Origin of the sequence: Anoxybacillus sp. PDR2 (assembly GCF_009834045.1) — a bacterium.
Lineage (GTDB): Bacteria > Bacillota > Bacilli > Bacillales > Anoxybacillaceae > Anoxybacteroides > Anoxybacteroides rupiense.
In genome coordinates this window covers 2958955-2984456 of record NZ_CP047158.1, presented here as the reverse complement: position 1 = coordinate 2984456, position 25502 = coordinate 2958955, and the positions used below count along the sequence as shown (strand labels likewise).

Sequence of the window (25502 nt, the reverse complement as noted above, 5' to 3'; positions counted from 1 at the left end):
TATTGGGTGGTGATTTTTTGCAGTCGAAAAAAGTAAAAGAGCTGGTTGAACGGTATCTTTCCGTTTCATTTGATGTGATGAAAAGGGGGGCGATGCTTGTCAAGTGTGAGCTTGACGAAGACATAACAAACGATCAATATTATTTGCTGCGCTATATGTACAAGCGAGGCATTTGCACCTCGACAGAGCTTGCTTCCGCATTTATTGTCAATAAAAGTGCGATTACTGCGATGACCAATCGTCTTGTCGAAAAAGAAATGGTTCGCAGGATACGGGATGAAAAAGATCGCCGCGTTATTTACTTAACATTAACCGAAAAAGGGATGCGGTGGTTTCAAGAGACAGAAGAAAAAATTCATAAACTTGTCGGATCATTCATAACTAAATTTTCAGAGCAAGAAATTGAAATGTTTCTTCAACTGTATGAAAAACTGGCATCTGCTTTGCATGAAATGGAGGTAGAAGCGTGAGGGCGATTATTAAAGGGAAATGGTTGGTATTAGGCATATGGGTGCTTGCAGCTGTGCTGTTAGTCATGACAGCCCCGAATATGGCCGACCTTATTCGCGAAAAAGGGCAAATTACGGTTCCGAAAGGATATTCCTCGACATTGGCTTCCGAGATCTTGGAGGAAGTCCAGAAGAAGCAGAAAACGGGCGATGAATTGAGCGTGGCGCTTGTGTTTCACCGCGATGGGAAGTTGACCGATCGGGATTGGAAAGAAGCGGAACAAGCGATTGAACAATTAGAAAAGAATAAAGATAAGCTTGGGATTACACAAATTGTATCGCCTTTTCAAGAAAAAGAGCTAAAAGATCAGCTTGTGTCCAAAGATGGAACCACCATCCTCACATCGCTTAAAATAGAGCGGAACGATCGCAGCGCCAAACAAATGAGTGATGCGTTGTACAAGGCGATTGATAATATTTCGTTAGAGCACTATTATACAAGCGGCTGGATGATCGATGAAGATGTGGTAGTCAGCTCGCAAGAAGGAGTAAAGAAAACAGAAGGAATTACAGTCGTCTTTATTTTAGCGGTTTTATTAATTGTATTCCGTTCACCAGTGGCGCCGTTTATTCCGCTGCTCGCAGTCGGAATCACATATGTCGTATCGCAATCCATTGTGGCCTTTTTAGTTGATCAAGTGAATTTTCCGCTTTCGACGTTTACTCAAACCTTTTTAGTGGCGGTATTGTTCGGAATTGGAACAGACTACTGCATTTTGCTTTTAAGCCGTTTTAAAGAAGAATTGTCGCGGCAGGGAACCAAAACAGAGGCCATTGTGGCCACGTATCGCACCGCTGGAAAGACCGTGTTATTTAGCGGTTTTGCCGTTATGATTGGTTTTGCGGCGATCGGGTTGTCAACATTTAAGTTATATCAATCCGCCGCAGCTGTTGCCGTCGGGATTGCTGTGCTTCTCATAGCGCTGATGACACTTGTTCCATTTTTTATGGCGGTGCTTGGTCCAAAGCTATTTTGGCCATTAAAAGGCTCGCTTGAGCATAAACAAAGCAAGCTATGGGAAGTAGCAGGACGCTTTTCCTTTGCCAAACCGCTTGTATCGCTCGCGATTGTAGCGGTGATTACGCTTCCTGTCTTATTAACATATGATGGGAAATTGTCGTTCAACTCTATGGAGGAGATTGGTGACCATTATTCATCGGTTAAAGCATTTAATATTATTGCCGATAGATTTGGTCCAGGAGAAGCAATGCCGACGCAAATTGTCATGAAAAATGATGAAAATATGAATTCTGATGAATATTTTTATTTAATTGAAAAAGTGAGCAGAGAAATTGAGAGGGTCGATGGCGTCGACCACGTTCGCTCTGTCACTCGGCCAACAGGAGAGCCGATTGAGCAGCTATTTGTGACAGAACAAGCAAAGCAGCTGAAAGATGGAATTGGCCAAGGAGCAGACGGCATCGAACAAATTCGCTCCGGATTAAGTCAAGCAAGCCAACAGTTGTCTGCTTCTGCGCCGCAATTGAAACAGGCGACAGATGGGATTCAAGGGCTTGTATCAGGCACGAATCAATTGAAAACAGGAGTCAGCGATTTGCAGAAAGGATTACAGCAAATTGAGAAAGGCGTTCGCGATGGCTCAGTAGGGGCTGGAGAAATTAAAAACGGCCTTGCATCCGTGCAAGCAAATGCTAAAAAATTGCTGGCAGGAGCAGAACAGCTTCTGCAAGGCTATGAAAGCGCCGGTTCTGGATTATCGTCATTGCTTGGGCAATATGAACAAATACAGTCCGGCATGAGCGTGTTATCACAGCAATTGTCAGCGGTAAATGGTTCGTTGAATCATATTGAGCAAACACATCCGGAGTTGCAGCAAGATGCTGAGTATCAACAAACAAAAGCAGGAGTGGCTCAGCTTGCCGAGCAGTCCAAGCAAATGGCTGGAGGATTGGCCCAACTGAATGGCGCATTGCAAAAGACAACCGCCGGTGTGCGCCAAGCCAATCGTTCGTTTCATGATCTGATTGCTGGACAAAAAGCGCTGATTGATGGCATGACCAAATTAATCGCTGGATTGGAACAGTTGCAGCAAGGAATGGATAAAGCTGCGGACGGCCAGCAGCAAATTGTTCAACAATTGCCGCAACTCGCTAATGGATTAAATCAAGTGAATAATGGACAGGAGCAGCTATTGACAGGTTTTTCACAGCTTGATGGGCAAATGAATGAGCTTATCGGGGGATTAGACCAAAGCGTGAACGGGCTCAAACAGGTCGAAAATGGCCTTGGCTCTGCACAAAGCTACCTCTCTGAGTTATCATCTTCGCCAGATGAAGAATTAGCGGGATGGTATATGCCAAAACAAGTGCTTGAAAGCCAAGAATTTGCTCAGGCTAAAGAAGCTTATATGTCGAAGGATGGAAAAGTTGTCACAGTAGATGTTGTATTTAAGAAAAATCCTTATTCGACAGAAACAATCAATCAAGTGAAAGAATTGAAGCAGGCCATTAAGCGAGCGGTTAAAGATACAAAATTAGAAAACGCCAAAGTAGGAATCGGCGGAGTTACAAGCGTTTATTCGGATTTAGACCAAGTTTCGCAAAAAGATTATTCGCGCACGGTCATGTTTATGTTTATCGGAATTGCGCTGATTTTGATCGCTTTATTGCGCTCGTTTATCATGCCGATGTATTTGATTTTATCGCTTGTATTGACATACTACACGTCGATGGCTGTCACAGAATTGATTTTCGTCAATCTGCTTGGTTATGCCGGAATTAACTGGGCAGTGCCGTTTTTCGCTTTTGTGATCTTAATGGCGCTTGGCATTGATTACAGCATTTTCTTAATGGATCGTTTCAACGAGTATAAGGATAAGCCAATACAGGAAGCGATGATTGAGGCAATGAAAAATATGGGAACGGTCATTATTTCTGCCGTTGTCATTTTAGGCGGAACATTTGCAGCTATGTACCCATCCGGCGTGCTTTCATTGCTGCAAATTGCGACCATTGTTTTAACAGGATTAATTCTATATGCTTTTGTCGTCCTGCCGCTATTTATCCCTGTGATGGTCAAAATGTTCGGAAAGGCGAACTGGTGGCCGTACATCAGACAATAAATAGGTTTTTCGTTAGCTTAAAAACCGGAGCAAGAGAGATGTTGTGCTCCGGTTTTTGTTTTTGAACAGTTGAAGATCTAGAGGAGACGGACAAAAGCTATATAAGAAGTAAGCAATGCCCAGATGGTCGCAAAAAAGCTATGCGTTCCCGCTTCGATATAATTGGAGGATGAGATTGAAAAACGGCTTCGCTTCTTTACCTATCGCCCTGTTTTCCTGGATGGTTACTTAAACTTCATAGCGATTTGCTTCGCTTTTTCCGTATTGGCGAAATGGAGTTTGGCACATGCTTCGAGAGAGGCCTCGCCGTGGGTTTGAATGAGGCTGGCGGCCGCTCTGTCAACATGCTCTCCTGCGCCTTTAGGGAGATTCATTCCCATTTGCTCGCTTAATTTGTCCATTTCGTGCAAAAATAGATAACGGGCAATGATCGAAGCGGCCGCTACCGCGATATGGACCGTTTCTGCTTTTGGAATGCAATAGACGTGATCGCGGATGACATGGCGTTCCCCTTCTAGATAGAGAAAATATCGATCACGTTCAATAAACTGATCAATGATAATGGCTTCAGGTGATGCGGGAGCCAGCTTTTGTACAAGCTTTTTGATCGCTTCATTATGAAGCAGCGCCTTTATTTTTGTTTGCGGCATTCCGTTTTGTTGCCACTGGTTATAAGTGTGGTTTGAAAGCACAGCTTGCTCATACTCGATTTTTTCCATCAATAAAGGAGCAAGACGGCAAATCGCCTCATCTGTCAATTGCTTCGAGTCTTTGACGCCCATTTTTGCAAGTGAAGAGATTTGCTCTTTAGCGACATAAGCGGCCACAACGACGATCGGGCCGAAATAATCGCCTGTCCCTACTTCATCTGAACCGACGGCAGACACAATGGACAATCGCGAAGAAGATGTGTTTTGCTCTTTCAATGTCGGCTGCTGTGAAGCAGGAATGCTCCATATTTGTGCTTCTTTCTCTGCTTCTTTCCCTTGGAATAGCACCTTTCCTGATCGGTAGGCAGTAATCGTGCAGCCATTTTTTTTTGCAACAAATAAAGCGCCGGCAGGAAGATGCCCTGTTATATACGAATTATAATACTGTTCCATGCGCTTTATCGTACTTTCTGTCGCTTGTATAACATAATTAGCCACTATATTCACCTTCTTATCAATGGATTGGGATGTTGAATCATCCTTGTTTTTTCATTCGATTCTTCGCGTTTCGGCTGTAATCACTCCATGTTTCTTACTATTTTGACCGATCATGAAGAAAAATCGATTTCATTTTATGATACTATCATAAAGAATGGAATGCTGTCTTTTATGGTTTCACTATGTACATAGCTGCATCTTGAAGAAAGAACTGCTCATCTATGAACGTCCCCCGCCTCCACTTTGTTTAGAGGTGGGTGACTTCTCGGTGGATGATGTTAAACAGCTAAAGAATTCCTTCGTCACGTATAGCTTGGCAAACATTCAAACGAATGTTCGTTGAAGCGATGTTATAAATCAAGAATGAATTCTTTCCAAATGGAGAGACTTGATACTTGGATAGATAAGTAGTATAGAAAAACATGTTTACTTTAACTATAACAGCATTCATGGTATGATAAACAATAGGATTTTGCAGAATGGGGGAAATCATTTGGCGGAGCAACACAAAACGCGAATTACAGTCGATATATACGGACAACAATACTCCATTGTTGGTACGGAAAGCTCTAGCCATATTCGGTTAGTAGCATCGATTGTAGATGATAAAATGCGGGAAATAAGCTCAAAAAATCCGACACTTGATGTCACAAAGCTAGCCGTGCTAACAGCAGTTAACGCTGTTCATGAATATATTAAATTGAAAGAGGAATATGACCGACTTTTACAACAAATGAAGAAACGAGAAAAGGATGAGTGATTCCATGGTGGATGTCGTATTGCTTTTCATCCTTTTAACAGGGTTTATGATCGGATTAAAGCGAGGATTTATTTTGCAGTTTATTCATATGGCAGGTTTTCTGATTGCTTTTATTGTTGCCTATATGAATTATGAAAAATTGGTGCCGACGCTGCGATTGTGGATTCCATATCCTTCCTTTGGAGATCCAGAGACGGTAAAGATGCTATTTGAAAGCGCTCACCTTGATGAGGCATATTATCGAGCAATGGCGTTTGCCCTTTTATTTTTTGCGACAAAAATTGTGATGCAAATCATCGGCTCGATGCTTGATTTTGTTGCACAACTGCCTCTTTTAAGAAGCATCAACCGCTGGGCGGGCGGAGCTCTTGGATTTGTCGAGGTGTATTTGCTTGTCTTTTTATTGCTGTATATCGGAGCTCTTATTCCGATTGAAAGCTGGCAGGCTCAATTGCAGAATTCTTTGATGGCAGGTGCGATTGTCAAGCATACTCCTTTTTTATCGGATATGCTGAAGCATATGTGGATTCACTACATATCGTAGTAACTTCTCTATGAGAGTAGAGAAGTTTTTTGTGTTTTTCCAAGAAAACCTGTATCATTTTTGTAGTGAATGGTACGGACAGGTGGTGTTTCAAATGAAAAATAAAAAAGATGTTATTCATTTACTAGAAACGATTGCTTTATATATGGAAATCAAAGGAGAAAATCCATTTAAAGTTTCTGCCTTTCGCAAAGCCGCTAACGCTTTAGAGACGGATGAGCGCAGCCTAACGGAAATGGATGACTTTACGAAATTGGCTGGCATCGGAAAGGGAACAGCGGCTGTGATTACTGAATTTCTCGAGACGGGAATCTCTAAAACGCTTGAAGAATTGCAGAAGGAAATTCCCGATAGTCTTCTTTCTCTTTTAAAGATCCCAGGACTTGGAGGGAAAAAAATTGCAAAGTTGTACCAAGAATTGGGTGTAACGGATATGGATACTCTCAAAGCTGCTTGTCTGGCACAGCGTGTTCAAAAGCTTCCTGGATTCGGAAAAAAAACAGAGGATAAAATTCTTGCCGCCATTGAAGAGGTGGGCGCGCGTCCCGAGCGCTTGCCTGTTGCCGCTGTCTTGCCTATTGCGGAAGAAATTGAGGCACAGCTTAGAGAAATGAAAGAAATCATCCGTTTTTCCCGTGCTGGCAGCCTGCGGCGCATGAAAGAAACGGTAAAGGATTTAGATTTTATAATTGCGACGAAACGTCCGGAGAAGGTGCGTGAACAACTGCTGCAACTTGCCCATATTTCGCAAATTATTGCCAAAGGAGATACGAAAGTTTCGTTGCAGCTTCGTTATGAATATGAAATTACTGTTGATTTTCGCTTAGTGACCGAAGAACAGTTTGCGACAACTCTGCATCATTTTACAGGCTCTAAAGAACACAATGTTCGCATGAGGCAACTGGCGAAAGAACGAGGCGAAAAAATCAGTGAATACGGGGTTGAACAAGTAGAAACAGGGAGAGTCATGACATTTGCAAGCGAGCAAGAGCTTTTTGCTCATTTTCAGCTGCCGTTTATTCCTCCTGAGCTGAGGGAAGATGGAAGTGAGGTTGAAAAATATCAGAAAGATTATCCACTCATTGAACTGTCTGATATTCGCGGCGATTTGCATATGCACTCAACTTGGAGCGATGGCGCTTGCTCCATTGAAGAAATGGCAGAAGCGTGTCGAAAAAAAGGCTACCGTTATATGGCCATTACCGATCACTCTCAATTTTTGAGGGTAGCTAACGGTTTAACGGTGGAACGTCTGAAGAGACAAAGGGAAGAAATTGAACGTTTAAATGCAAAATATCATGATTTTACTATTTTAGCAGGCATTGAAATGGATATTTTGCCAGATGGAACGCTTGACTACGATGACGATGTATTGAAAGATTTAGATTTTGTGATTGCTGCCATTCATACGGGATTCTCACAAGATCAAGAGACGATCATGAAACGGCTAAAGACGGCTTTCGAAAATATTCATGTCGATTTAATTGCTCATCCAACGGGACGGCTGATTGGGCGGCGCAGCGGTTATGCGGTTGATATCGACAGGCTGATTGAGTTAGCCAAGGAAACGAATACAGCCCTTGAGCTGAACGCCAATCCCCATCGTCTCGATTTAACCTATGCCTACTTAAAAAAAGCGCAGGAAGCAGGAGTAAAAGTGGCTATTAATACAGATGCCCATCACCTGCAGATGCTTGATGATATGAAGGTGGGGGTTGCGGCTGCGCGCAAAGGTTGGATTCGCAAAGAAACGGTGATGAATACATGGCCGCTTGAAAAGCTGCAGGAATTTTTGCGCCGCCATGAGTACAATCACGAACGGAAGAGGTGACACCAGTGCAGGCACGAATGTTGAAAGCACTAGAATTCGATAAAGTAAAAGCACAGCTGTTGGAGCATGTTTCTTCCTCATTAGGAAGAGAAAAAGTGGAGAGGCTTGTTCCTTCATCCGATTTTGTTCAAGTCGTTCAGTGGCAGGAAGAGACGGACGAAGCGGTTTTGGCATTGCGGCTGCGCGGATATGCTCCGCTTGGCGGAATTTTTGATATTCGTTCAAGCTTAAAGCGAGCGAAAATCGGCGGAACATTAAGCGCCCATGAACTGTTGGATATTGCTAGCACTATTTATGCGAGCAGACAAATGAAACAATTTATTGACGCGCTAAACGACGAAAAGGAAGGAATTTTGCATTTGCTGCAATATGCCCAGCAAATGGTGGCCCTCCCAGAGGTGGAGCAGGCGATTAAGCGCTGTATTGATGATCATGGAGAGGTACTAGATCATGCTAGCGACAGGTTGCGCTCGATTCGTCAACAGCTCCGCACGACAGAAGCAAGAGTAAGGGAAAGGCTCGAAAGCATGATTCGGTCATCTTCAGCGCAAAAAATGTTGTCAGATGCGATTATTACCATTCGCAACGACCGCTATGTGATTCCAGTTAAGCAAGAATATCGCCATGCATACGGCGGCATTGTCCATGACCAATCATCTTCGGGAGCGACCTTATTTATTGAACCGCAAGTGGTGGTTGATTTGAACAATCAGCTTCAGGAAGCGCGGGTGAAGGAGAAACAGGAAATTGAGCGAATTTTAATAGAGCTGACAACAAAAGTGGCAGAGCATGCCGATGTGCTTTTGGCCAATGTCGATTGCCTAGCGGAGCTTGATTTCATTTTTGCTAAAGCAAAGTATGCAAAAAAAATAAGCGCAGCAAAACCGAAAATGAACCATGAAGGGTATATTCGTTTATTAAAAGCGCGCCATCCGCTCATTGACCCGAATATCGTTGTCCCAAACGATATCGAGCTTGGCAAGGAGTATACAACAATTGTCATTACAGGACCAAATACAGGAGGAAAGACGGTCACATTAAAAACGATCGGTTTATTAACTTTGATGGCGCAGGCCGGTCTTTTTGTCCCTGCTCTTGATGGCTCCGAACTGGCTGTATTTCGCTCTGTTTACGCTGATATTGGTGATGAGCAATCCATTGAGCAGAGCTTAAGTACTTTTTCCTCGCATATGGTCAACATTGTAGAGATTTTGCGGGAGGTGGACCACGAGAGCCTTGTTTTATTTGATGAGCTTGGAGCGGGAACAGATCCTCAAGAAGGAGCGGCATTGGCGATTGCTATTTTGGATGAGGTGTATGAGCGTGGAGCACGAGTGGTAGCGACCACTCATTACCCGGAATTAAAAGCTTACGGCTATAATCGCAGCGGTGTCATGAATGCGAGCGTGGAATTCGACATTGATACGCTAAGTCCAACGTACAAGCTGTTAATCGGTGTGCCGGGACGAAGCAACGCATTTGAAATATCGAAGCGGCTTGGATTAGCGGAAGCGATTATTGATCGCGCTAAGTCACAGATCAGCGTGGAAAGCAATAAGATTGAGAATATGATTGCCTCGCTTGAGCAAAGCAAAAAGCAGGCAGAGGAAGAATTACAAAAAGCGGAAGCCGTGCGTAGGGAAGCTGAACAGCTTCGCAACGAATGGGAGAAAAAATGGGAAGACTTAAACGAAAAACGCGATGAATGGATGGATGAAGCGAAACGAAAAGCAGCAGAAATTATTAGAGCTTCACAGCGGGAAGCGGATGAAGTGATCCGGGAATTGCGGCATATGCAAAAGGAAAAGCTGGCACAAATTAAGGATCATGAATTAATTGCAGCAAAAAAACGATTAGAAGAGGCGATGCCGGCAATGGATGGACGCAAAAAGACAGCGATTAAACGGACAACTCGCCAATTCCAGCCAGGAGATGAGGTCAAAGCGATCCATTTAAATCAAAAAGGATATTTGCTCGAAAAAGTTTCTGACGATGAATGGCAAGTGCAGCTTGGTATTTTAAAAATGAAGCTGAAGGAAAAAGATCTCGAATATATCGGGAATGCCAAACAAGCTGAAACGAAGCCGATAGCAACAGTAAAAGGGAAGGAGTACCATGTTGGTTTAGAGCTTGATCTGCGCGGCGAACGATATGAGGATGCGATTGTTCGCGTTGAAAAATACATTGATGATGCTCTGCTGGCTGGATACCCACGTGTATCGATTATTCACGGAAAAGGAACAGGTGCGCTGCGCAAAGGAGTACAAGAGTTTTTGAAAAAGCATCGTTCTGTGAAAAGCATTCGCTTCGGAGAAGCTACGGAGGGCGGTACAGGCGTCACCATTGTCGAATTGAAATAGTGAGGGGAGAAGGCCATGAACTCCTTTTGGGAAAATGAAATCGTGAAGATTGCTGCAAATTTTAGTGTGGCTGTTTTATGTATGGTAGTTTTTTTAGCTATATTTGAATTAGTGACAAAATATAAAAATTGGGACGAAATAAAAAATGGGAATGTGGCCGTGGCTATGGCGACAGGCGGAAAAATTTTTGGCATCGCTAACATTTTCCGATATGCCATCAATCATCACGAATCCCTTTTATCGGTGATTGGCTGGGGTGTTTACGGATTTATTTTGCTGCTAGTGGCTTACTTTATTTATGAATTTTTAACGCCGAAATTTAACATCGATGAAGAAATTTCTAAAGATAATCGGGCAGTTGGACTGATTTCGATGATCATTTCCATTGGCTTGTCATTTGTGATTGGGGAAAGCATTCGCTAGAACGGGGAGTTAATCAGATGGAAACATTGGCAAAGGTATTGTTTGTATTATGTGGCGTATTTCTTGTGATCGGTGTTATATATTGGCTCTTTTTTATATGAGAAGCGTCTACATGAAGTAGGCGCTTTATTTTTTCTAATGAACGACTTGTGATGTCAGATACGAAATTGGCTTGTCGCCTGCTTATACAGCGATAAAGGCTGACGCAGCACATGATCAGCTAGCACTGCGGGGGTCCTCCATTATGTTGAGATGAAGACGATTCTGTAACACAGGCTATTTTTTTAATGTAATTTTTTAAAAAATGTAATAAAATGAAAGTAAATCGTCAGAATTATCAAAAATGGAGGAGATACGATGGAAAAACCTTGGCTTGCCCACTATCCCCCGCAAATCCCGCATCATCTGGATTATCCGCAGAAAACGTTGACAGATTATTTGCGAGAAACAGCAGCTCAGTTTGGACAAAAAGAGGCAATTGATTTTTTAGGAAAACGATTAACGTTTCACGATATTTATGAGCAGTCACTGAAGCTGGCGCGCTACCTCCTTGAGATTGGCTTGGCAAAAGGAGACAGGGTGGCGATCATGTTGCCTAATTGTCCGCAGGCCGTAATTAGTTATTATGGAGTTTTATTGGCTGGCGGAATTGTCGTTCAAACGAATCCTCTTTATATGGAAAGAGAACTGGAATATCAGCTTAAAGATAGTGAAGCAAGCATCATCATCACATTGGACATTTTATATCCGAAAGTAATGAAGGTGAAGGGAGCGACGCCATTAAAGCATGTGATTGTCACAAGGCTTCAGGAATATTTGCCGCTTGTCAAAAAAATCCTCTATCCATTCGTTCAAAAAAAGCAAAAGCAGCCCCTTGTCCGCATTGAAGAGCGAGACCACCAACATCTATGGGAAATGATCATGGCGACGGTCCAAAAGGAAGAAATTCATATGGAGATTGATCCGATGGAGGATGTAGCCTTGCTACAATATACAGGCGGCACCACAGGGTTTCCTAAAGCAGCGATGCTGACCCATCACAACTTAATCGCTAACACAATTATGTGCGTTCACTGGATGTATCGCTGTCCGAAAGGAGAAGAAACCATTTTAGGAGTGTTGCCGTTTTTTCACGTGTATGGAATGACAACCATTATGAATTTATCGATTATGCAAGCTTATAAGATGATTTTGCTGCCGAAATTCGATATTAAGACGACATTAAAAACGATTGAAAAGAAAAGACCGACGTTGTTCCCAGGGGCCCCAACGATGTATATTGCCTTATTAAATGACCCCGATTTATCAAAATATGATTTATCATCCATTAAAGCGTGCATTAGCGGATCGGCTTCTCTTCCAGTGGAAGTGCAAGAAAAGTTTGAAGCGCTTACAGGTGGGAAAGTGATTGAAGGATATGGCTTAACGGAAGCTTCGCCAGTTACTCATGCCAACTTTTTATGGGATGGGGAGCGAGTGAAAGGAAGCATCGGTGTCCCGTGGCCTGATACAGAAGCAAAAATCATTTCTTTAGAAACGGGCGAGGAAGCGGATATGAACGAGATTGGCGAGCTTGTGGTCCGCGGGCCACAAGTGATGAAAGGCTATTGGAACCAGCCGTTTGAAACAGAGAGCGCACTGCGCGATGGGTGGCTTTATACAGGTGACATTGGCTACATGAATGAAAAAGGATATTTCTTCATTGTGGATCGCAAGAAAGATATGATTATTGCGAGTGGATATAATATTTATCCGCGAGAAGTAGAAGAAGTTTTGTATGAGCATCCGAAGGTTCGCGAAGCGGTTGTGGTTGGAGTTCCGCATGAATATCGCGGAGAAACCGTTAAAGCGTTTGTTGTTTTGAAAGAAGGGATGAATTGCGCGGAGGAAGAATTGAATGAATTTATGAGAAGCAAGCTAGCATCCTATAAAGTACCGCGCATTTATGAATTTCGCAAAGAACTGCCAAAGACGGCGGTCGGAAAGATTTTACGCCGCGCATTAATTGAAGAAGAAACAAAAAAAGGAGAGGCAAAGCTTGGATAATTTTTTTTCTTGACAAATAGATGAGATAATTTTTAAAATTAAAATATGAATGATTATTCATTCATGTTTGAAGAAGGGGAATGACGATTGAAACGTAACAGTCCAAAATTTATGCAAATTATTGAAGCGGCAGTCATTGTAATTGCCGAAAACGGCTATCACCATGCACAAGTCTCGAAAATCGCTAAGCAAGCAGGTGTAGCCGATGGAACCATCTATCTCTACTTTAAAAATAAAGAAGATATTCTTGTGTCACTTTTTCAAGAAAAAATGGGTTCATTTATTGAAAAAATTCAAAAAGAAATTGAAGGAATTTCGAGTGCTTCAGAGAAGTTATATATGTTAGTTAAAAAACATTTTGAGCTTCTGTCAGCTGATCATCACTTGGCGATTGTAACCCAGCTTGAATTGCGTCAATCAAGCAAAGAATTGCGCACTCGTATTAATGAAGTGCTGAAAGGTTATTTGCGGGTAGTGGAACAAATCATTAATGAAGGAATAGAGTCTGGCGAGTTTCGCAGTGACTTGGATGTCCGCTTAGCAAGGCAGATGATTTTTGGAACAATTGACGAAACGGTGACAACGTGGGTGATGAATGAACAGAAGTATGACTTGGCCGCTTTGGCCAAACCGGTTCATGAGCTGCTAATAAGAGGCTGTTCAGCCTCTTGATTTTTGTAAAGGGGAGAGGAAAATATGGAGTTTTTGAAGGTCAATACGGAGGAATTAGTTGCAACTGTCACTTTTTCTCGTCCTCCTGCGAACGCATTGTCGTCCGCCGTTTTGAAAGAGCTTTCAAAACTGCTGGATCAGTTGAAGGACGATGAACGCGTTCGTGTGATTTTACTTCACGGAGAAGGTAGATTTTTTTCAGCTGGTGCTGATATTAAAGAATTTACAACCATTGGTGCAAGGGAGCAGGCAACGGAGTTGGCGCGTGCCGGACAGCAGGTAATGGAGAAGCTTGAACAGTTTCCAAAGCCAGTTATTGCCGCTATTCATGGTGCTGCTCTTGGTGGCGGATTGGAACTGGCGATGGGTTGCCATATTCGCATTGTGGCTGAAAATGCAAAGCTTGGATTGCCAGAGCTCCAGCTTGGTCTTATTCCGGGATTTGCAGGAACACAGCGCTTAACACGCTATGTAGGGATTGGAAAGGCGGCTGAAATGATGTGGACGGCTGAACCGATCACGGGAGTGGAAGCTGTTCAGTGGGGATTAGCGAATAAAGCTGTACCAGAAGAACAGCTGTTGCAGGAAGCGTCGGCATTAGCCAATAAAATCGCACAAAAGAGCCCTGTATCGATAAGCGCGACGCTTGAACTGCTTAATGCGGCAAAATCGCAGCCTTTTCATGAAGCAGTACAGCTTGAAGCGGAGCTGTTCGGCAAGGTATTTGTATCCGAAGATGGAAAAGAAGGTGTGCAAGCGTTCATTGAAAAGCGCCTGCCGCAATTCCAAGGAAAGTGAAAACGCTCTTTATTGCCTTTAATTTACAGAATATTTAAAAGTGAACAAATGTTTGATAAACATACAGGGAGGGCTTTCCATGAATATTTTTGTTTTAATGAAACGCACATTTGATACAGAAGAAAAAATTGTCATTCAAAATGGCCAAGTCAATGAAGATGGAGCAGAATTCATCATCAATCCATATGATGAGTATGCGATTGAGGAAGCGATCCAAGTGCGCGATAAGTTCGGAGGAGAGATTACTGTCGTGGCGGTCGGCAATGAAGAAGCTGAAAAAGAATTGCGAACCGCTCTTGCTATGGGATGCGATAAAGCGGTCTTGATCAATACAGAAGACGATGTTGAAGAAAGCGATCAATATACAACCGCGAAAATTATTGCGGAATTTTTAAAAGATAAGCAGCCGGATTTGATTCTCGCGGGCAATGTTGCCATTGACGGAGGATCAGGGCAAGTAGGTCCGCGCGTAGCAGAAATGCTTGGCATTCCTTATGTAACCACCATTACAAAGCTTGAGATCGACGGTGGAAAAGCGACGGTTGTCCGCGATGTAGAAGGCGATGAGGAAGTCATCGAAGCCTCGCTTCCGTTATTAGTGACAGCACAACAAGGGCTTAACGAGCCTCGCTATCCTTCGTTGCCGGGAATCATGAAAGCGAAAAAGAAACCGCTTGATGAATTAGAATTAGATGATCTTGATCTCGAAGAAGAGGATGTAGAGCCCAAAACAAAAACAGTGGAAATTTTCTTGCCGCCGAAAAAAGAAGCGGGGAAAATTCTTCAAGGAGAATTAGAGGAGCAAGTGAAGGAGCTTGTAACGCTTTTGCGCACAGAAGCTAAAGTAATTTAACCGCTTTCCAAAAGAAGTCTCCATCTTCAAGGAACGTGAAGGGCGACAGGCCAGCGAGTAGTGGGGAGATGAATTTCGATTGGCAATCGCCAACGGATAGGATACTCTATCGTTCGAACGGACTCCTTCGGAACGAAGGGAAGCGAAAGGGTTCTTGTGTGTGGCTTACCGTTCAGCGAACACGCACAAGTCGCTTGAAGCCCCCTCCTCTAAGCGAAGCGTAGGTGGTGGGGAGATCACTTTGAACAAAACCGAATGGCATAGCAAAACAGCCTATTTTTCACATACGGGGGGATCCAATATGACTCGAAAAGTATTAGCATTAGCGGAAATTCGTGACGGATCATTAAGAAATGTATCATTTGAGGCCATTGCGGCAGCTAAAACGATTGCCCAAGGCGGAGAGGTTGTCGCTGTATTAGCAGGAGAAAGCGTCCAAGCTTATGCCAATGAACTGATTGCTTACGGCGCCGATCGTGTGGTTGCCGTGGAAAGCGATCAATTAAAAACGTACACACCAGATGGATATGCTCAAGCACTAATGGCAGCGATTGATGCCGAAAAGCCAGAAGGAATTGTATTTGGGCACACTGCTCTTGGAAAGGACTTATCGCCAAAATTAGCAACTAAGCTGAATGCTGGATTAATTTCAGATGTTGTTGCTATTGAAGAAAAAGATGGAGAACTCCTATTTACGCGTCCTATCTACTCCGGAAAAGCCTTTGAAAAGAAGACAGTGACAGATGGCCACATCTTTGTGACGATTCGTCCAAACAATATTTCAGCCCTTTCTCGCGACGATGCTCGCTCTGGCAATGTAGAGAGCCTGTCTGTTGACATTAAAGATTTGCGAACAATTGTGAAAGAGGTTGTGCGCAAAACAGCGAAAGGCGTTGACTTATCAGAAGCGAAGGTCATTGTGGCTGGCGGACGCGGAGTGAAAAGTGCGGAAGGATTTAAGCCGCTTCAAGAATTAGCTGATGTTCTTGGAGGAGCTGTGGGAGCCTCGCGGGGAGCATGCGATGCCGGATATTGCGATTATTCCTTACAAATCGGGCAGACCGGTAAAGTAGTCACTCCAGATTTATATATTGCTTGCGGAATTTCAGGGGCGATTCAGCACTTAGCTGGCATGTCCAATTCAAAAGTGATTGTTGCGATTAACAAAGATCCAGAAGCCAATATCTTTAAGGTAGCCGATTATGGAATCGTAGGGGATTTATTTGAAGTGGTGCCGTTGCTGACAGAGGAATTCAAAAAGCTAAAAGTTCACTCCTAAGTTTTAAGAAAACGGGCAAAGTTCTATCGGCTTTGCTCGTTTTTTTGTTATAATTATTGGCTGAAAGCAAATATTAGAACTGAAGCAAAAAGTTAGCACCTTCTGTTATAAAGTGATATACTTCTTACAGATGTGTAGCTGAAAAGCGATTGGATGAGAAAAAACGCCGAGTTTCGTCGCGCAACATTCACATTTATTATGAAAGTAGGAGGAATGAAATAATGGCGATTGTCAATGCGACTGATCAAACATTTACAACTGAAACAAGCACAGGGGTTACATTAGTGGACTTCTGGGCTCCATGGTGCGGACCTTGCCGCATGATTGCGCCAGTATTAGAAGAATTAGCTGAAGACTTGGGCGATAAAGTAAAAATTGTTAAAGTAAATGTTGATGAAAATCAAGAAACTGCATCTAAATATGGTGTAATGAGCATCCCGACTTTGTTGGTATTCAAGGATGGCGATGTTGTCGATAAAACAGTTGGTTTCCAACCGAAGGAAGCGCTTGCCCAACTATTAGAAAAGCATCTGTAATAGCAAACATGCTTTACAAAGAGACTCCGCTTGGCTGAGTCTCTTTTTTTTGACTATATAGATGACATGTGACAGGTTAATGTTTGTGTCATACGTGGCGAAAAAAACATTTGCTGTAAGAGCTTCCGGCTGTGAAGGTTGACACATACCGTTCCATTCATCATATGTATACAGCACAGGGACCGTAAGTGAATCAATGAAATTTCACATCACAAGTATCTACATAAAAATGTAAAAAAAGGATTGACGAGAGAATATGTTATCACTTATAATCTTAACCAATAAATCCGATGCGTTAACTAGGAATAGAGGATGGCTGATCGGATAGACCGAAGGCTTTTGATGTAGATCATCAAAAGCTTTTTTTAGTAAAAAAAATCATAGTTAATTCATCGGGATAATATGAATTAAAAGGAGGTGCGATGTATATTCAAGACTGCATGCCTGACTTTTTATTATATCATTACATAAAAGAAGGAAGTGAGGCTGGTGAGCATTCAAGTCTGGATAACAGATAAATCCTTTCAAAATGGAGTAGCCACAGTACCTGTGCTGCAAAATATTCAGTTAGATATTGAAGAAGGAGAATTTGTTACGATCATTGGTCCAAGCGGTTGCGGGAAAAGCACGCTCTTAAAGATCATAGCGGGCCTTGATGAAGATTACAAAGGAACAGTTAAGTTCAATGATCAAGAGACGGAGAGAGGATTTATCTTTCAAGAACATCGCCTATTCCCTTGGTTTACAGTAGAGGAAAATATAGCATTGAATTTACCATTAAAAGATCGTCAGATTCGCCAAAAGATAGATGAATTAGTGGATGTTGTAAGATTAAAAGGATTTGAAAAAGCTTATCCAAAGGAATTGTCTGGGGGAATGGCACAAAGAGTTGCCATTGCCAGAGCGCTGTTGCGCGAGCCTAAAGTTTTATTGCTGGATGAACCTTTTAGCGCTCTTGATGCGTTTACGCGGAAGCATTTGCAGGATGTCCTCTTTGAAATATGGAAAAGCAAGCAAATTACGATGATTTTAGTCACTCATGACTTAGATGAAGCCGTTTACCTTGGGACGAAATTAGTCATTATGAATGCAAAGCCAGGGAGGATCGGTAAAACGATTCCTGTCCATTTGCCATTTCCGCGCCAGCGAGCGCATGCTTCTTTTCAAGAGATGAGACAAAAGGTTTTAGAAGAATTCGAAAAAAACGAAGCCTCTCTTTTTATAAGAAGCTAGAGGTGTTAACGGGAGAAGGAGCTGATGCGATATGAAAAAAATCCATCTTTTTCTAGTACTATTAGCATTCATGATTGCAAGTACAGGATGCTCAAAGCAAGAGGTTAAGAGCGCTGGGGAATCTAAAACGAAAACGATTCGCATCGGCATTCAGCAAAGTTTAGGACCGCTATTGCTAGCAAAGGAAAAGGGATGGTTTGAAAAAGAATTTGTCAAAGACGGTGTGAAGGTACAGTGGATTGAATTCCAAAGCGGCCCCCCTCATTTTGAAGCGATGGCATCCAATAATCTCGACTTTGGAGCTGTTGGAAATTCTCCAGTTATTTCTGCTCAAGCAGCTGGAATTGATTTTAAGGAAATTAGTAAAGGATCAAATGGAGAAAAGGGAGATGCGATCCTTGTTCCCAAGGACAGCAGCATTCATGATTTAAAAGATTTAAAAGGGAAAAAGATCGCAGTGGCTAAAGGAAGTAGCGGTTTCAATTTTTTATATAAAGCGCTTGAATATGCAGGCTTAAAGGCATCTGACATTGAAATGATTCAGCTGCAGCCAGATGAAGCACAGGCCGCCTTTGAAACAAAAAAGGTAGATGCTTGGGCTATTTGGGAACCATTTATTTCATATGAAGTGATTAAAAAACAAGCAAGAGTGATTGCGGATGGCGAAGATTTGCATGCATACTCTCCGGGTTTTGTTATAGCGCGTACGAAGTTTATTGAAAAAAATCCGGATTTAACAGTCAAATTTTTAAAAGTATATGAGCAAGTCCGCCGCTGGCAAAACGAACATTTTGAGGAAGCTGTTGATCTTTATGCCAAAGCTAAGAAATTGGATAAACAAGTCGTAATACGAGCATTGCAGAACAATCCGCCACTCAACGAACCGATTACGGAGGATATTATTCAGGCACAGCAACAAACTGCAGATTTTCAATATGAACAAAAGGTTATCAAAACAAAAATTGATGTAAGCAAGGTTGTTGATAATCGCTATATTAACAAGGCATTACAAGAATTAAAGAAAGAAGGTGAGAAACAGAATGAATAAAACGACGATTGTGGCCAATCCTCTGTTGAAGAGGAGAGCTTGGAGCAAAATCCCGTTTCAAAAGGTAGAAGCGCGAAAATGGATATCACCGTTCCTCATCCCGCTAGCCATTCTCATTATTTGGCAGCTGTTCGGACAATTTGGAGAGGTTTCTAAAACGGTCTTGCCAACCCCGTTCGATATCGCAACAGCAACCTACAAGCTCATCATCTCTGGGGAGCTAGTCATGCACTTGAAAATTAGCACCATTCGCGCACTCTCCGGGTTTTTAATTGGAGCAGCTGCAGGCCTAATCGCGGGAATTGCTGTTGGCTTTTCAACAAGAACAGAAGAGGTGCTTGATCCAACGCTGCAAATGCTGCGTACGATTCCGCATTTGGCGGTAGCTCCCTTGTTTATTTTATGGTTGGGGTTTGGTGAAGCCTCCAAGGTCCTGCTTATTGCTAAAGGAGCATTTTTCCCTATTTATGTAAATACTTTTCTCGGCATACGGGGAGTCGATGCCAAATTGTTTGATGTGGCGCGTATTTTTCACTTTAATACGTGGCAAAAAATTAAGCTGCTTATTTTTCCTTCTGCTCTTCCTAATGTTTTGCTAGGAATTCGCTTATCTTTAGGGGCAGCATGGCTTAGCCTTGTGGTTGCAGAGCTGATGGGGTCAACGGAAGGAATTGGCTATATGATGATGGATGCAAGACAATTTAGCAATACAGATATTGTATTTGTAGGGATTATCTTATTCGCACTCGGTGGAAAAGTAACCGATTCGTTTGTACGACTGTTGGAAAAATGGCTGCTTCGTTGGCAGGATACGTATAAAGGAACGATGTAAAACGAACAAGGGGGAAGATCAAATGGCAACCATTATCTTAATTTCAGGAAGTCCATCCAAGCAATCAAAAACGGCCAAAGTGGCGAATTATTTGCAAAAACAACTCCAAGAACGCAATCACGATGCTCAATGCATTCACGTTCGCGATTTGCCGGCAGAGGATTTATTACACGCTAAATTTACTAGTGAAGCGATAAGACATACACACGAACTAATTGAAGGAGCTGACGCCGTCATTGTCTTAAGCCCTGTCTACAAAGGGAGCTATACAGGAATTTTAAAAGCGTTTCTCGACTTATTACCAGAGAAGGCTTTTGCAAACAAAATCATTGCCCCGGTGGTTACGGGAGGAACAATCGCTCATTTGTTATCGATTGAATATTCCTTAAAGCCGATTTTCTCTATTTTAGGGGCGCGGGAGATTTTGCATGGAGTCTTTATATTAGATCAGGCGATTGAGAAGGATGAAAGAGGAGAAATCACCTTTCAAGGAGACGCAAAGCAGCGGCTAGAGGATCTGATTCGCTCAATCTCCATAGAAAAAGCATCGGTTTAACTTTTAAATGGGAAAAGGGGGAAAAAGAATGGAACTATTATGGTTTATTCCTTCTCATGGGGATGGTCGCTATCTTGGAACGACTAAAGGTGGGCGTGAAGCAGAATATATGTACTTTCGGCAAATTGCTCAAGCAGCGGATCGCCTTGGTTATAAGGGGGTATTGATTCCGACGGGAAAGTCATGCGAAGATCCATGGCTACTTGCTGCAGCATTGGCAGCGGAAACTCGGCAGCTTCGATTTCTTGTAGCCGTTCGGCCAGGCTTAATGACACCTACTCTTGCTGCAAGAATGGCCTCCACGCTTGATCGTTTGTCTGAAGGGCGCTTGCTGATTAATGTGGTAGCTGGAGGAGATCCGGTAGAGCTTGCAGGGGATGGAGTATTTTTAAGCCATGATGAGCGATATGAGGCGACAGATGAATTTTTAACGATTTGGCGCCAGCTGTTAAGCGGAGAAGAGGTGACATTTTCAGGAAATCATTTGAAGGTAGAGGGAGCAAAACTGCTGTTTCCGCCTGTAAATAAACCTCATCCGCCGATTTATTTCGGAGGTTCGTCATCAGCCGGCCAGCGTGTAGCTGCCAAGCATAGTGATGTCTATTTGACATGGGGGGAGCCGCCGAAACAAGTGGAACAGAAAATTGCGAGTGTGAAAAAATTAGCGGAACAGCACGGAAGAAATATCGAATTTGGCATTCGCCTTCATGTCATTGTGCGTGAAACGGAAGAAGAGGCGTGGGAAGCAGCGGATCGCTTGATTCAATATGTAGATGAAAAAAACATTCAAGAAGCACAGCGGGTATTTTCTCGCTATGATTCGATCGGTCAGCAAAGAATGAAGCAGCTGCATAACGGCCGGAGAGAGTCGTTGGAAATTAGCCCGAATTTATGGGCCGGAATTGGTCTTGTAAGAGGCGGGGCGGGAACAGCTTTAGTAGGGGATCCGCAAACGGTAGCCAATCGTTTATTAGAATACCATCAATTAGGGATTAAACATTTCATTCTATCAGGTTATCCTCATCTTGAGGAGGCCTATCGCGTAGCGGAATTACTATTTCCTCTTTTACCACTCCATCACAGTAAACAAAAACAAGTAGTCGTTCAAGGAGAAGTGATTGGAAACGAATTTTTCCCATCCTTTATTAAAGTTTAAATAGGAAAAGGAGCCTGCTTTTTATCAACAGGCTCTTTTCTGTTTGGATAAAATCAATCTAAGAGATGTGATGGTGATTATTGACATTGATTATTATTCTCTCTATAATCGATTTGCAATGAAGCTTCATTTTTGAATCACAATCTGTTTGGAGATAAGGACGCTTTTGCTGTTAGAAACGGAATATCGTGTCTTTGCTTTCTTGTTGTGGTACGATGAATGGGGAAAAGTGTAGTGGGGTGAAGTCATTGAATGTTTTAGTAACAGGAGGAGCTGGCTTTATTGGCAGTCACCTCGTAAAAAAACTCCTTTCTCTCGGACATCGTGTTGCGGTGATTGATAATTTCCATCCTTATTATTCTCCAGAACGAAAGCGGAGGCAATTTCAGGTTTTGACAAGCGGATACGATGTGCATCTATATGACGTAGATTTGCTTGACGAGAAACGGACTGAATCCATTTTTAAGCAATATCAACCCGATTGTGTTTATCATTTAGCGGCTTTGCCTGGCGTTCCAAAGTCTTTGCTACAGCCGCTTGATTATGTTGATTATGATATTAAAGCGACGATTAATGTTTTGACTGCTTCAGGACGCTCAGGGGCCAAGCATGTTTTGTTCGCTTCTTCTTCCTCAGTATACGGTAATCAAGAGAGAGTACCACTCAAGGAAGAGATGGCGACAGGAAACGTTATTTCTCCCTATGCTGCTGCAAAATATGGCGCAGAATCATTTTGTCATGCTTATGCTCATTTATTTGGCTATCGGCTTACCATTTTTCGTTATTTTACAGTCTATGGTCCTTGGGGACGGCCGGATATGGCGATCAGCCGATTTATTCATCTGCTTTCTCGCGGGGAAGAAATTGTGGTGTATGGAACGAGGACGGCGCGCGATTATACTTTTATTGATGACATTGTCGACGGGATGGTTTTAGCTTTGCGGCGCAGCGGACCAAACGATGTGTTTAATTTAGGTTCGGGACGGCCGGTTACAATGGAGCAATTGTTAAAGAAGCTGCGGATTTATTTTCCAAAAATGAGAGTAAACTATGCATCAGAACGAATGGGGGATGTGAAAGAAACATGGGCCGATATTACAAAAGCGCAGCAGGCTTTCGATTATCGACCAACGGTTCCATTTGAAAAAGGATTGGAAAAAACGATTGAGTGGGCGAGAGAATATGAGGCGTAAATACAAGATATATGGGTCATACGAACGATAGGATTTATACTTATGTTTGTGATTATAAGAATGGCGCTATGATATGTTTACTATTTCCGAAGGCGATGAACCAGATGCATTTGTTGATGGAAGGGGAGGGGACTCAAATGAAAAAAGCCTCGAAGTTTGAAAAAATTGCAGCCCGTTGTTGGAATTTATTAAATGAGGGAAAGCCATTTACCCCTATTTTTGTCATTGGTACAATGCTGCTTTATCATAGTATGGATATCGGACAAGGGGAGCATATAAAGCCGCTTTTGCTTGGTTTGCTGCTTGTGCTTCCGCTTTTTGTGATGTATTACCGATATGATTATCCGTTATTTTTGCGGAATTATTTATGGATTCCATACATCGTGTTTTTGCTTGTGTGGCCATTTACCGATGTGAAGCTATTATTGTTAGCTGTCGGGCTCTACTTCTTTTTTACCGTCTTTTTTTGGGGAACGCTCTATTATCATTTGCGAATTGGTACAACCTGGTGGAATTTTACTCGATTTTGGAAGCTTGTATTAAAAAATAGTGATTCGACGAGCGGCAATGCCCAAGAACAGCTTCCGAAATTTTTATTGCTATTGTCCCTTTGGCAATACAGCTATGAGCAGATCAGCATGGATTGGAAAATGATTTCATATGAAGCTCTCGGACTTTATTACGCTTTTGTTTTTTTATTTTCTTTTATTCTCCATAAATATTTATTTGATTGGAAGCCGAAAGTAATTCCTACCTACACGAATAATGTAGAAGAACCGAAGCGTGCACTCAATGAAAAAGTAATTGTGATCGTCATTGACGGAATGCGGAAAGACCGCTTTGAGCAAGCCGAAGCGCCATTTTTAAAAGCATTGCGCAAGAACGGAACGGAGTTTAAGCAAATGGAGACTGTTTATCCAGCTCGTACGGTCGTTTGTTTTACTTCCATGTTTACGGGCACATATCCATTTGAGCATGGCATTCAATCAAATATGGTATGGAAGCTGGGCATAAAAGTAGAAAGCATTTTTGATTCGCTTAGAAAAGTTGGCAAAAAAGGCCGATTGTTAGGAATTGCCCATCTTGTTGATTCGTTTGGCGCCGATGTTGAAACGGTAACCGCGGTGATGAAGAATGATGTTGCGGATCGAAACATTATAGAACGCGCCAAGTTCATCATGAAGGAGCAAGACCCTGATTTATTAATTATTCAGTTGATTGCAACAGATCAAACAGGGCACAGCCGCGGTGTATTTTACGATGAATATGCTCAAAAAATCGCCGAGGCCGATGCTCTGATTCAAGAATATGTCGAATGGCTCGAAAAAGAGGGAAAATTACAAAACGCCACATTCATTATTTGCTCTGACCACGGTCAATCAGACGGAATTGGGGGACATGGTCATCTTGATGAAGGTGAACGATATGTTCCTTTTTTTATGTATGGACCAACTATAGAAAGCGGAAAACAAGTAGAAGAAAAGCATAGTCTTGTGTCGCTTGCCCCAACGATCGCTTATTTATTGGGAGCACCCTATCCGAGCCATAGCCGTGGACCTGTTCTGATTGAAGCGATACGAAAGAAGGGAAATCATGAAAAAGCAGAAAGTAATCGTATTTCTACCGGCGCATAATGAGGAAGCTGCTATTGCTGAGGTGATACAAAAAGTACCACGTCATTTCCATCCGCTTGTAGAAGTGAGCATATTAGTGATTGATGATGGGTCAACCGATCAAACAGTAGCGGTGGCTAAAGAAGCAGGAGCGGACTATATATACAAAATGGGGCGCAATTGCGGGCTTGGCGCGGCCGTCAGAAAAGGATTGCAAGAATGCCTGCGCCTTGGTGCTGATATTAGCGTAATGATTGATGCGGATAACGAGTATCCAGCGGAGCAAATTCCGGAATTACTGGCTCCTATTTTTAAAGGGGAGGCAGATTATACGATGGGATCGCGTTTTCTTGGTGAAATTCGCGGAATGAAATGGCATCGCCGCATCGGCAATTATTTTTTCACATGTCTGCAATCTTTGCTCCTACGAACATGGATTTATGACGGCCAGTCGGGTATGCGCGCTTTTTCACGTCAAGCAATGGAGCATGCGCATATTATTCATGACTATAATTATGCCCAAGTATTGACCCTTCATTTAGTTCGCAAAGGGTTTCGGATGAAAGAAGTGCCCATCCGTTATAAAGCAAGGACAACGGGCCGTTCGTTTATTAAGTTTTGGGCCTATATGTCAGCGGTTTTTCCGGCAATATGGAAAGAAATGAAGCGCCCTGTAAAAAAAGTCGACATCGACTTTACAGCCCATCGATTGCCCGATATGGTTAAAAAGCAATGCTCCTAGCGGGACAGAGCGCGGAATGGATAAACGCGCTTTTCTAAGAAAGGGAGGCTTCGCTCTTTTCAGTAATAAGATAGATTTCTCTCAATCGCAGCTCCGTATGACAAACGCGGCATGGTCGGCTGCCGAAAAGCGGGTGATGGGCTCTGTCGTCTATCTAAAATGCAGCTGAAAGATTGAACGAGCTCCATGGTAGGAAGGCAGGTCCACAGGCTTGCCTTTTTGTCACGCATTCGCGTGATGAAGATTGGAACAGCAAGACCTATTCGTGGGTTGGCCAAGCATTGTTG

At 42.7% G+C, this 25502-nt stretch carries 22 protein-coding genes; 21 read left to right on the top strand and 1 reads right to left on the bottom strand.

Going from position 1 to position 25502, the window contains the following annotated elements; all coding sequences use genetic code 11:
- The first annotated feature begins 17 nt into the window (after positions 1-17).
- Both GRQ40_RS14350 and GRQ40_RS14345 read left to right on the top strand, forming a co-directional pair.
- A complete protein-coding gene (locus GRQ40_RS14350) occupies positions 18-470 on the top strand; it encodes a MarR family winged helix-turn-helix transcriptional regulator (protein WP_066146369.1) in 453 nt (150 codons plus the stop codon).
- Positions 467-3592: an MMPL family transporter gene (locus GRQ40_RS14345; RefSeq protein WP_159720244.1), complete on the top strand. Its 3126-nt coding sequence runs from the start codon at positions 467-469 to the stop codon at positions 3590-3592. Before GRQ40_RS14350 ends, GRQ40_RS14345 begins: the two co-directional genes overlap by 4 nt.
- Positions 3593-3816: 224 nt before the next feature.
- Here the strand turns inward: GRQ40_RS14345 and rnhC are convergent, their stop codons facing one another.
- The gene (gene rnhC, locus GRQ40_RS14340; protein ID WP_159720243.1) at positions 3817-4740 is read right to left on the bottom strand and encodes a ribonuclease HIII; all 924 of its coding nucleotides are present in this window, start codon (positions 4738-4740) and stop codon (positions 3817-3819) included.
- Positions 4741-5233: 493 nt separating this feature from the next.
- Between rnhC and zapA the strand changes: the two genes are divergently transcribed.
- The 19 genes from zapA (at position 5234) to GRQ40_RS14245 (ending at position 25215) form a co-directional block, all read left to right on the top strand.
- Positions 5234-5500 carry a cell division protein ZapA gene (gene zapA / locus GRQ40_RS14335; protein WP_044742986.1) on the top strand — a complete coding sequence of 89 codons (267 nt, stop codon included), beginning with the start codon at positions 5234-5236 and terminating at the stop codon, positions 5498-5500.
- A 4-nt stretch (positions 5501-5504) separates the two neighbouring features.
- Entirely contained in the window at positions 5505-6044 is a 540-nt protein-coding gene (locus tag GRQ40_RS14330) for a CvpA family protein (RefSeq protein ID WP_159720242.1), read from the top strand.
- A 94-nt stretch (positions 6045-6138) separates the two neighbouring features.
- Positions 6139-7875: a DNA polymerase/3'-5' exonuclease PolX gene (gene polX, locus GRQ40_RS14325; protein ID WP_159720241.1), complete on the top strand. Its 1737-nt coding sequence runs from the start codon at positions 6139-6141 to the stop codon at positions 7873-7875.
- A gap of 5 nt (positions 7876-7880) precedes the next feature.
- The gene (locus GRQ40_RS14320) at positions 7881-10235 is read left to right on the top strand and encodes an endonuclease MutS2 (protein ID WP_159720240.1); all 2355 of its coding nucleotides are present in this window, start codon (positions 7881-7883) and stop codon (positions 10233-10235) included.
- A 15-nt stretch (positions 10236-10250) separates the two neighbouring features.
- Positions 10251-10658 carry a DUF350 domain-containing protein gene (locus tag GRQ40_RS14315; protein WP_044742983.1) on the top strand — a complete coding sequence of 136 codons (408 nt, stop codon included), beginning with the start codon at positions 10251-10253 and terminating at the stop codon, positions 10656-10658.
- A 357-nt stretch (positions 10659-11015) separates the two neighbouring features.
- Positions 11016-12704, top strand: coding sequence for an AMP-binding protein (locus tag GRQ40_RS14310; protein ID WP_159720239.1), 1689 nt, complete (start codon positions 11016-11018; stop codon positions 12702-12704).
- Between the two features lie 87 nt (positions 12705-12791).
- Complete coding sequence (locus tag GRQ40_RS14305; protein WP_066146349.1) at positions 12792-13376, top strand: fatty acid metabolism transcriptional regulator FadR; 585 nt, start codon at positions 12792-12794, stop codon at positions 13374-13376.
- Between the two features lie 24 nt (positions 13377-13400).
- Entirely contained in the window at positions 13401-14174 is a 774-nt protein-coding gene (locus tag GRQ40_RS14300) for an enoyl-CoA hydratase (RefSeq protein ID WP_159720238.1), read from the top strand.
- A gap of 79 nt (positions 14175-14253) precedes the next feature.
- Complete coding sequence (locus GRQ40_RS14295) at positions 14254-15027, top strand: electron transfer flavoprotein subunit beta/FixA family protein (RefSeq protein ID WP_066146343.1); 774 nt, start codon at positions 14254-14256, stop codon at positions 15025-15027.
- A 301-nt stretch (positions 15028-15328) separates the two neighbouring features.
- Positions 15329-16306 (top strand): electron transfer flavoprotein subunit alpha/FixB family protein, encoded by a 978-nt coding sequence (locus GRQ40_RS14290; protein WP_159720237.1) that lies wholly within the window; start codon positions 15329-15331, stop codon positions 16304-16306.
- A gap of 221 nt (positions 16307-16527) precedes the next feature.
- The gene (gene trxA, locus GRQ40_RS14285; RefSeq protein WP_044742977.1) at positions 16528-16842 is read left to right on the top strand and encodes a thioredoxin; all 315 of its coding nucleotides are present in this window, start codon (positions 16528-16530) and stop codon (positions 16840-16842) included.
- A 489-nt stretch (positions 16843-17331) separates the two neighbouring features.
- A complete protein-coding gene (locus tag GRQ40_RS14280; protein WP_159720236.1) occupies positions 17332-18075 on the top strand; it encodes an ABC transporter ATP-binding protein in 744 nt (247 codons plus the stop codon).
- Between the two features lie 31 nt (positions 18076-18106).
- Positions 18107-19123 (top strand): aliphatic sulfonate ABC transporter substrate-binding protein, encoded by a 1017-nt coding sequence (locus GRQ40_RS14275; RefSeq protein ID WP_159720235.1) that lies wholly within the window; start codon positions 18107-18109, stop codon positions 19121-19123.
- The gene (locus GRQ40_RS14270; protein WP_159720234.1) at positions 19116-19955 is read left to right on the top strand and encodes an ABC transporter permease; all 840 of its coding nucleotides are present in this window, start codon (positions 19116-19118) and stop codon (positions 19953-19955) included. Before GRQ40_RS14275 ends, GRQ40_RS14270 begins: the two co-directional genes overlap by 8 nt.
- Before the next feature lie 22 nt (positions 19956-19977).
- The gene (gene ssuE / locus GRQ40_RS14265; protein ID WP_159720233.1) at positions 19978-20511 is read left to right on the top strand and encodes an NADPH-dependent FMN reductase; all 534 of its coding nucleotides are present in this window, start codon (positions 19978-19980) and stop codon (positions 20509-20511) included.
- 28 nt (positions 20512-20539) lie between these two features.
- Positions 20540-21667, top strand: a complete 1128-nt coding sequence (gene ssuD / locus GRQ40_RS14260; protein WP_159720232.1) for an FMNH2-dependent alkanesulfonate monooxygenase — start codon at positions 20540-20542, stop codon at positions 21665-21667.
- Positions 21668-21915: 248 nt separating this feature from the next.
- Positions 21916-22860, top strand: a complete 945-nt coding sequence (locus GRQ40_RS14255) for an NAD-dependent epimerase/dehydratase family protein (RefSeq protein ID WP_159720231.1) — start codon at positions 21916-21918, stop codon at positions 22858-22860.
- A gap of 137 nt (positions 22861-22997) precedes the next feature.
- Positions 22998-24494: an alkaline phosphatase family protein gene (locus GRQ40_RS14250; RefSeq protein WP_080862100.1), complete on the top strand. Its 1497-nt coding sequence runs from the start codon at positions 22998-23000 to the stop codon at positions 24492-24494.
- On the top strand, positions 24454-25215 hold the full coding sequence (locus GRQ40_RS14245; protein ID WP_066146315.1) for a glycosyltransferase family 2 protein: 762 nt from the start codon (positions 24454-24456) through the stop codon (positions 25213-25215). Before GRQ40_RS14250 ends, GRQ40_RS14245 begins: the two co-directional genes overlap by 41 nt.
- Positions 25216-25502: the final 287 nt, after the last annotated feature.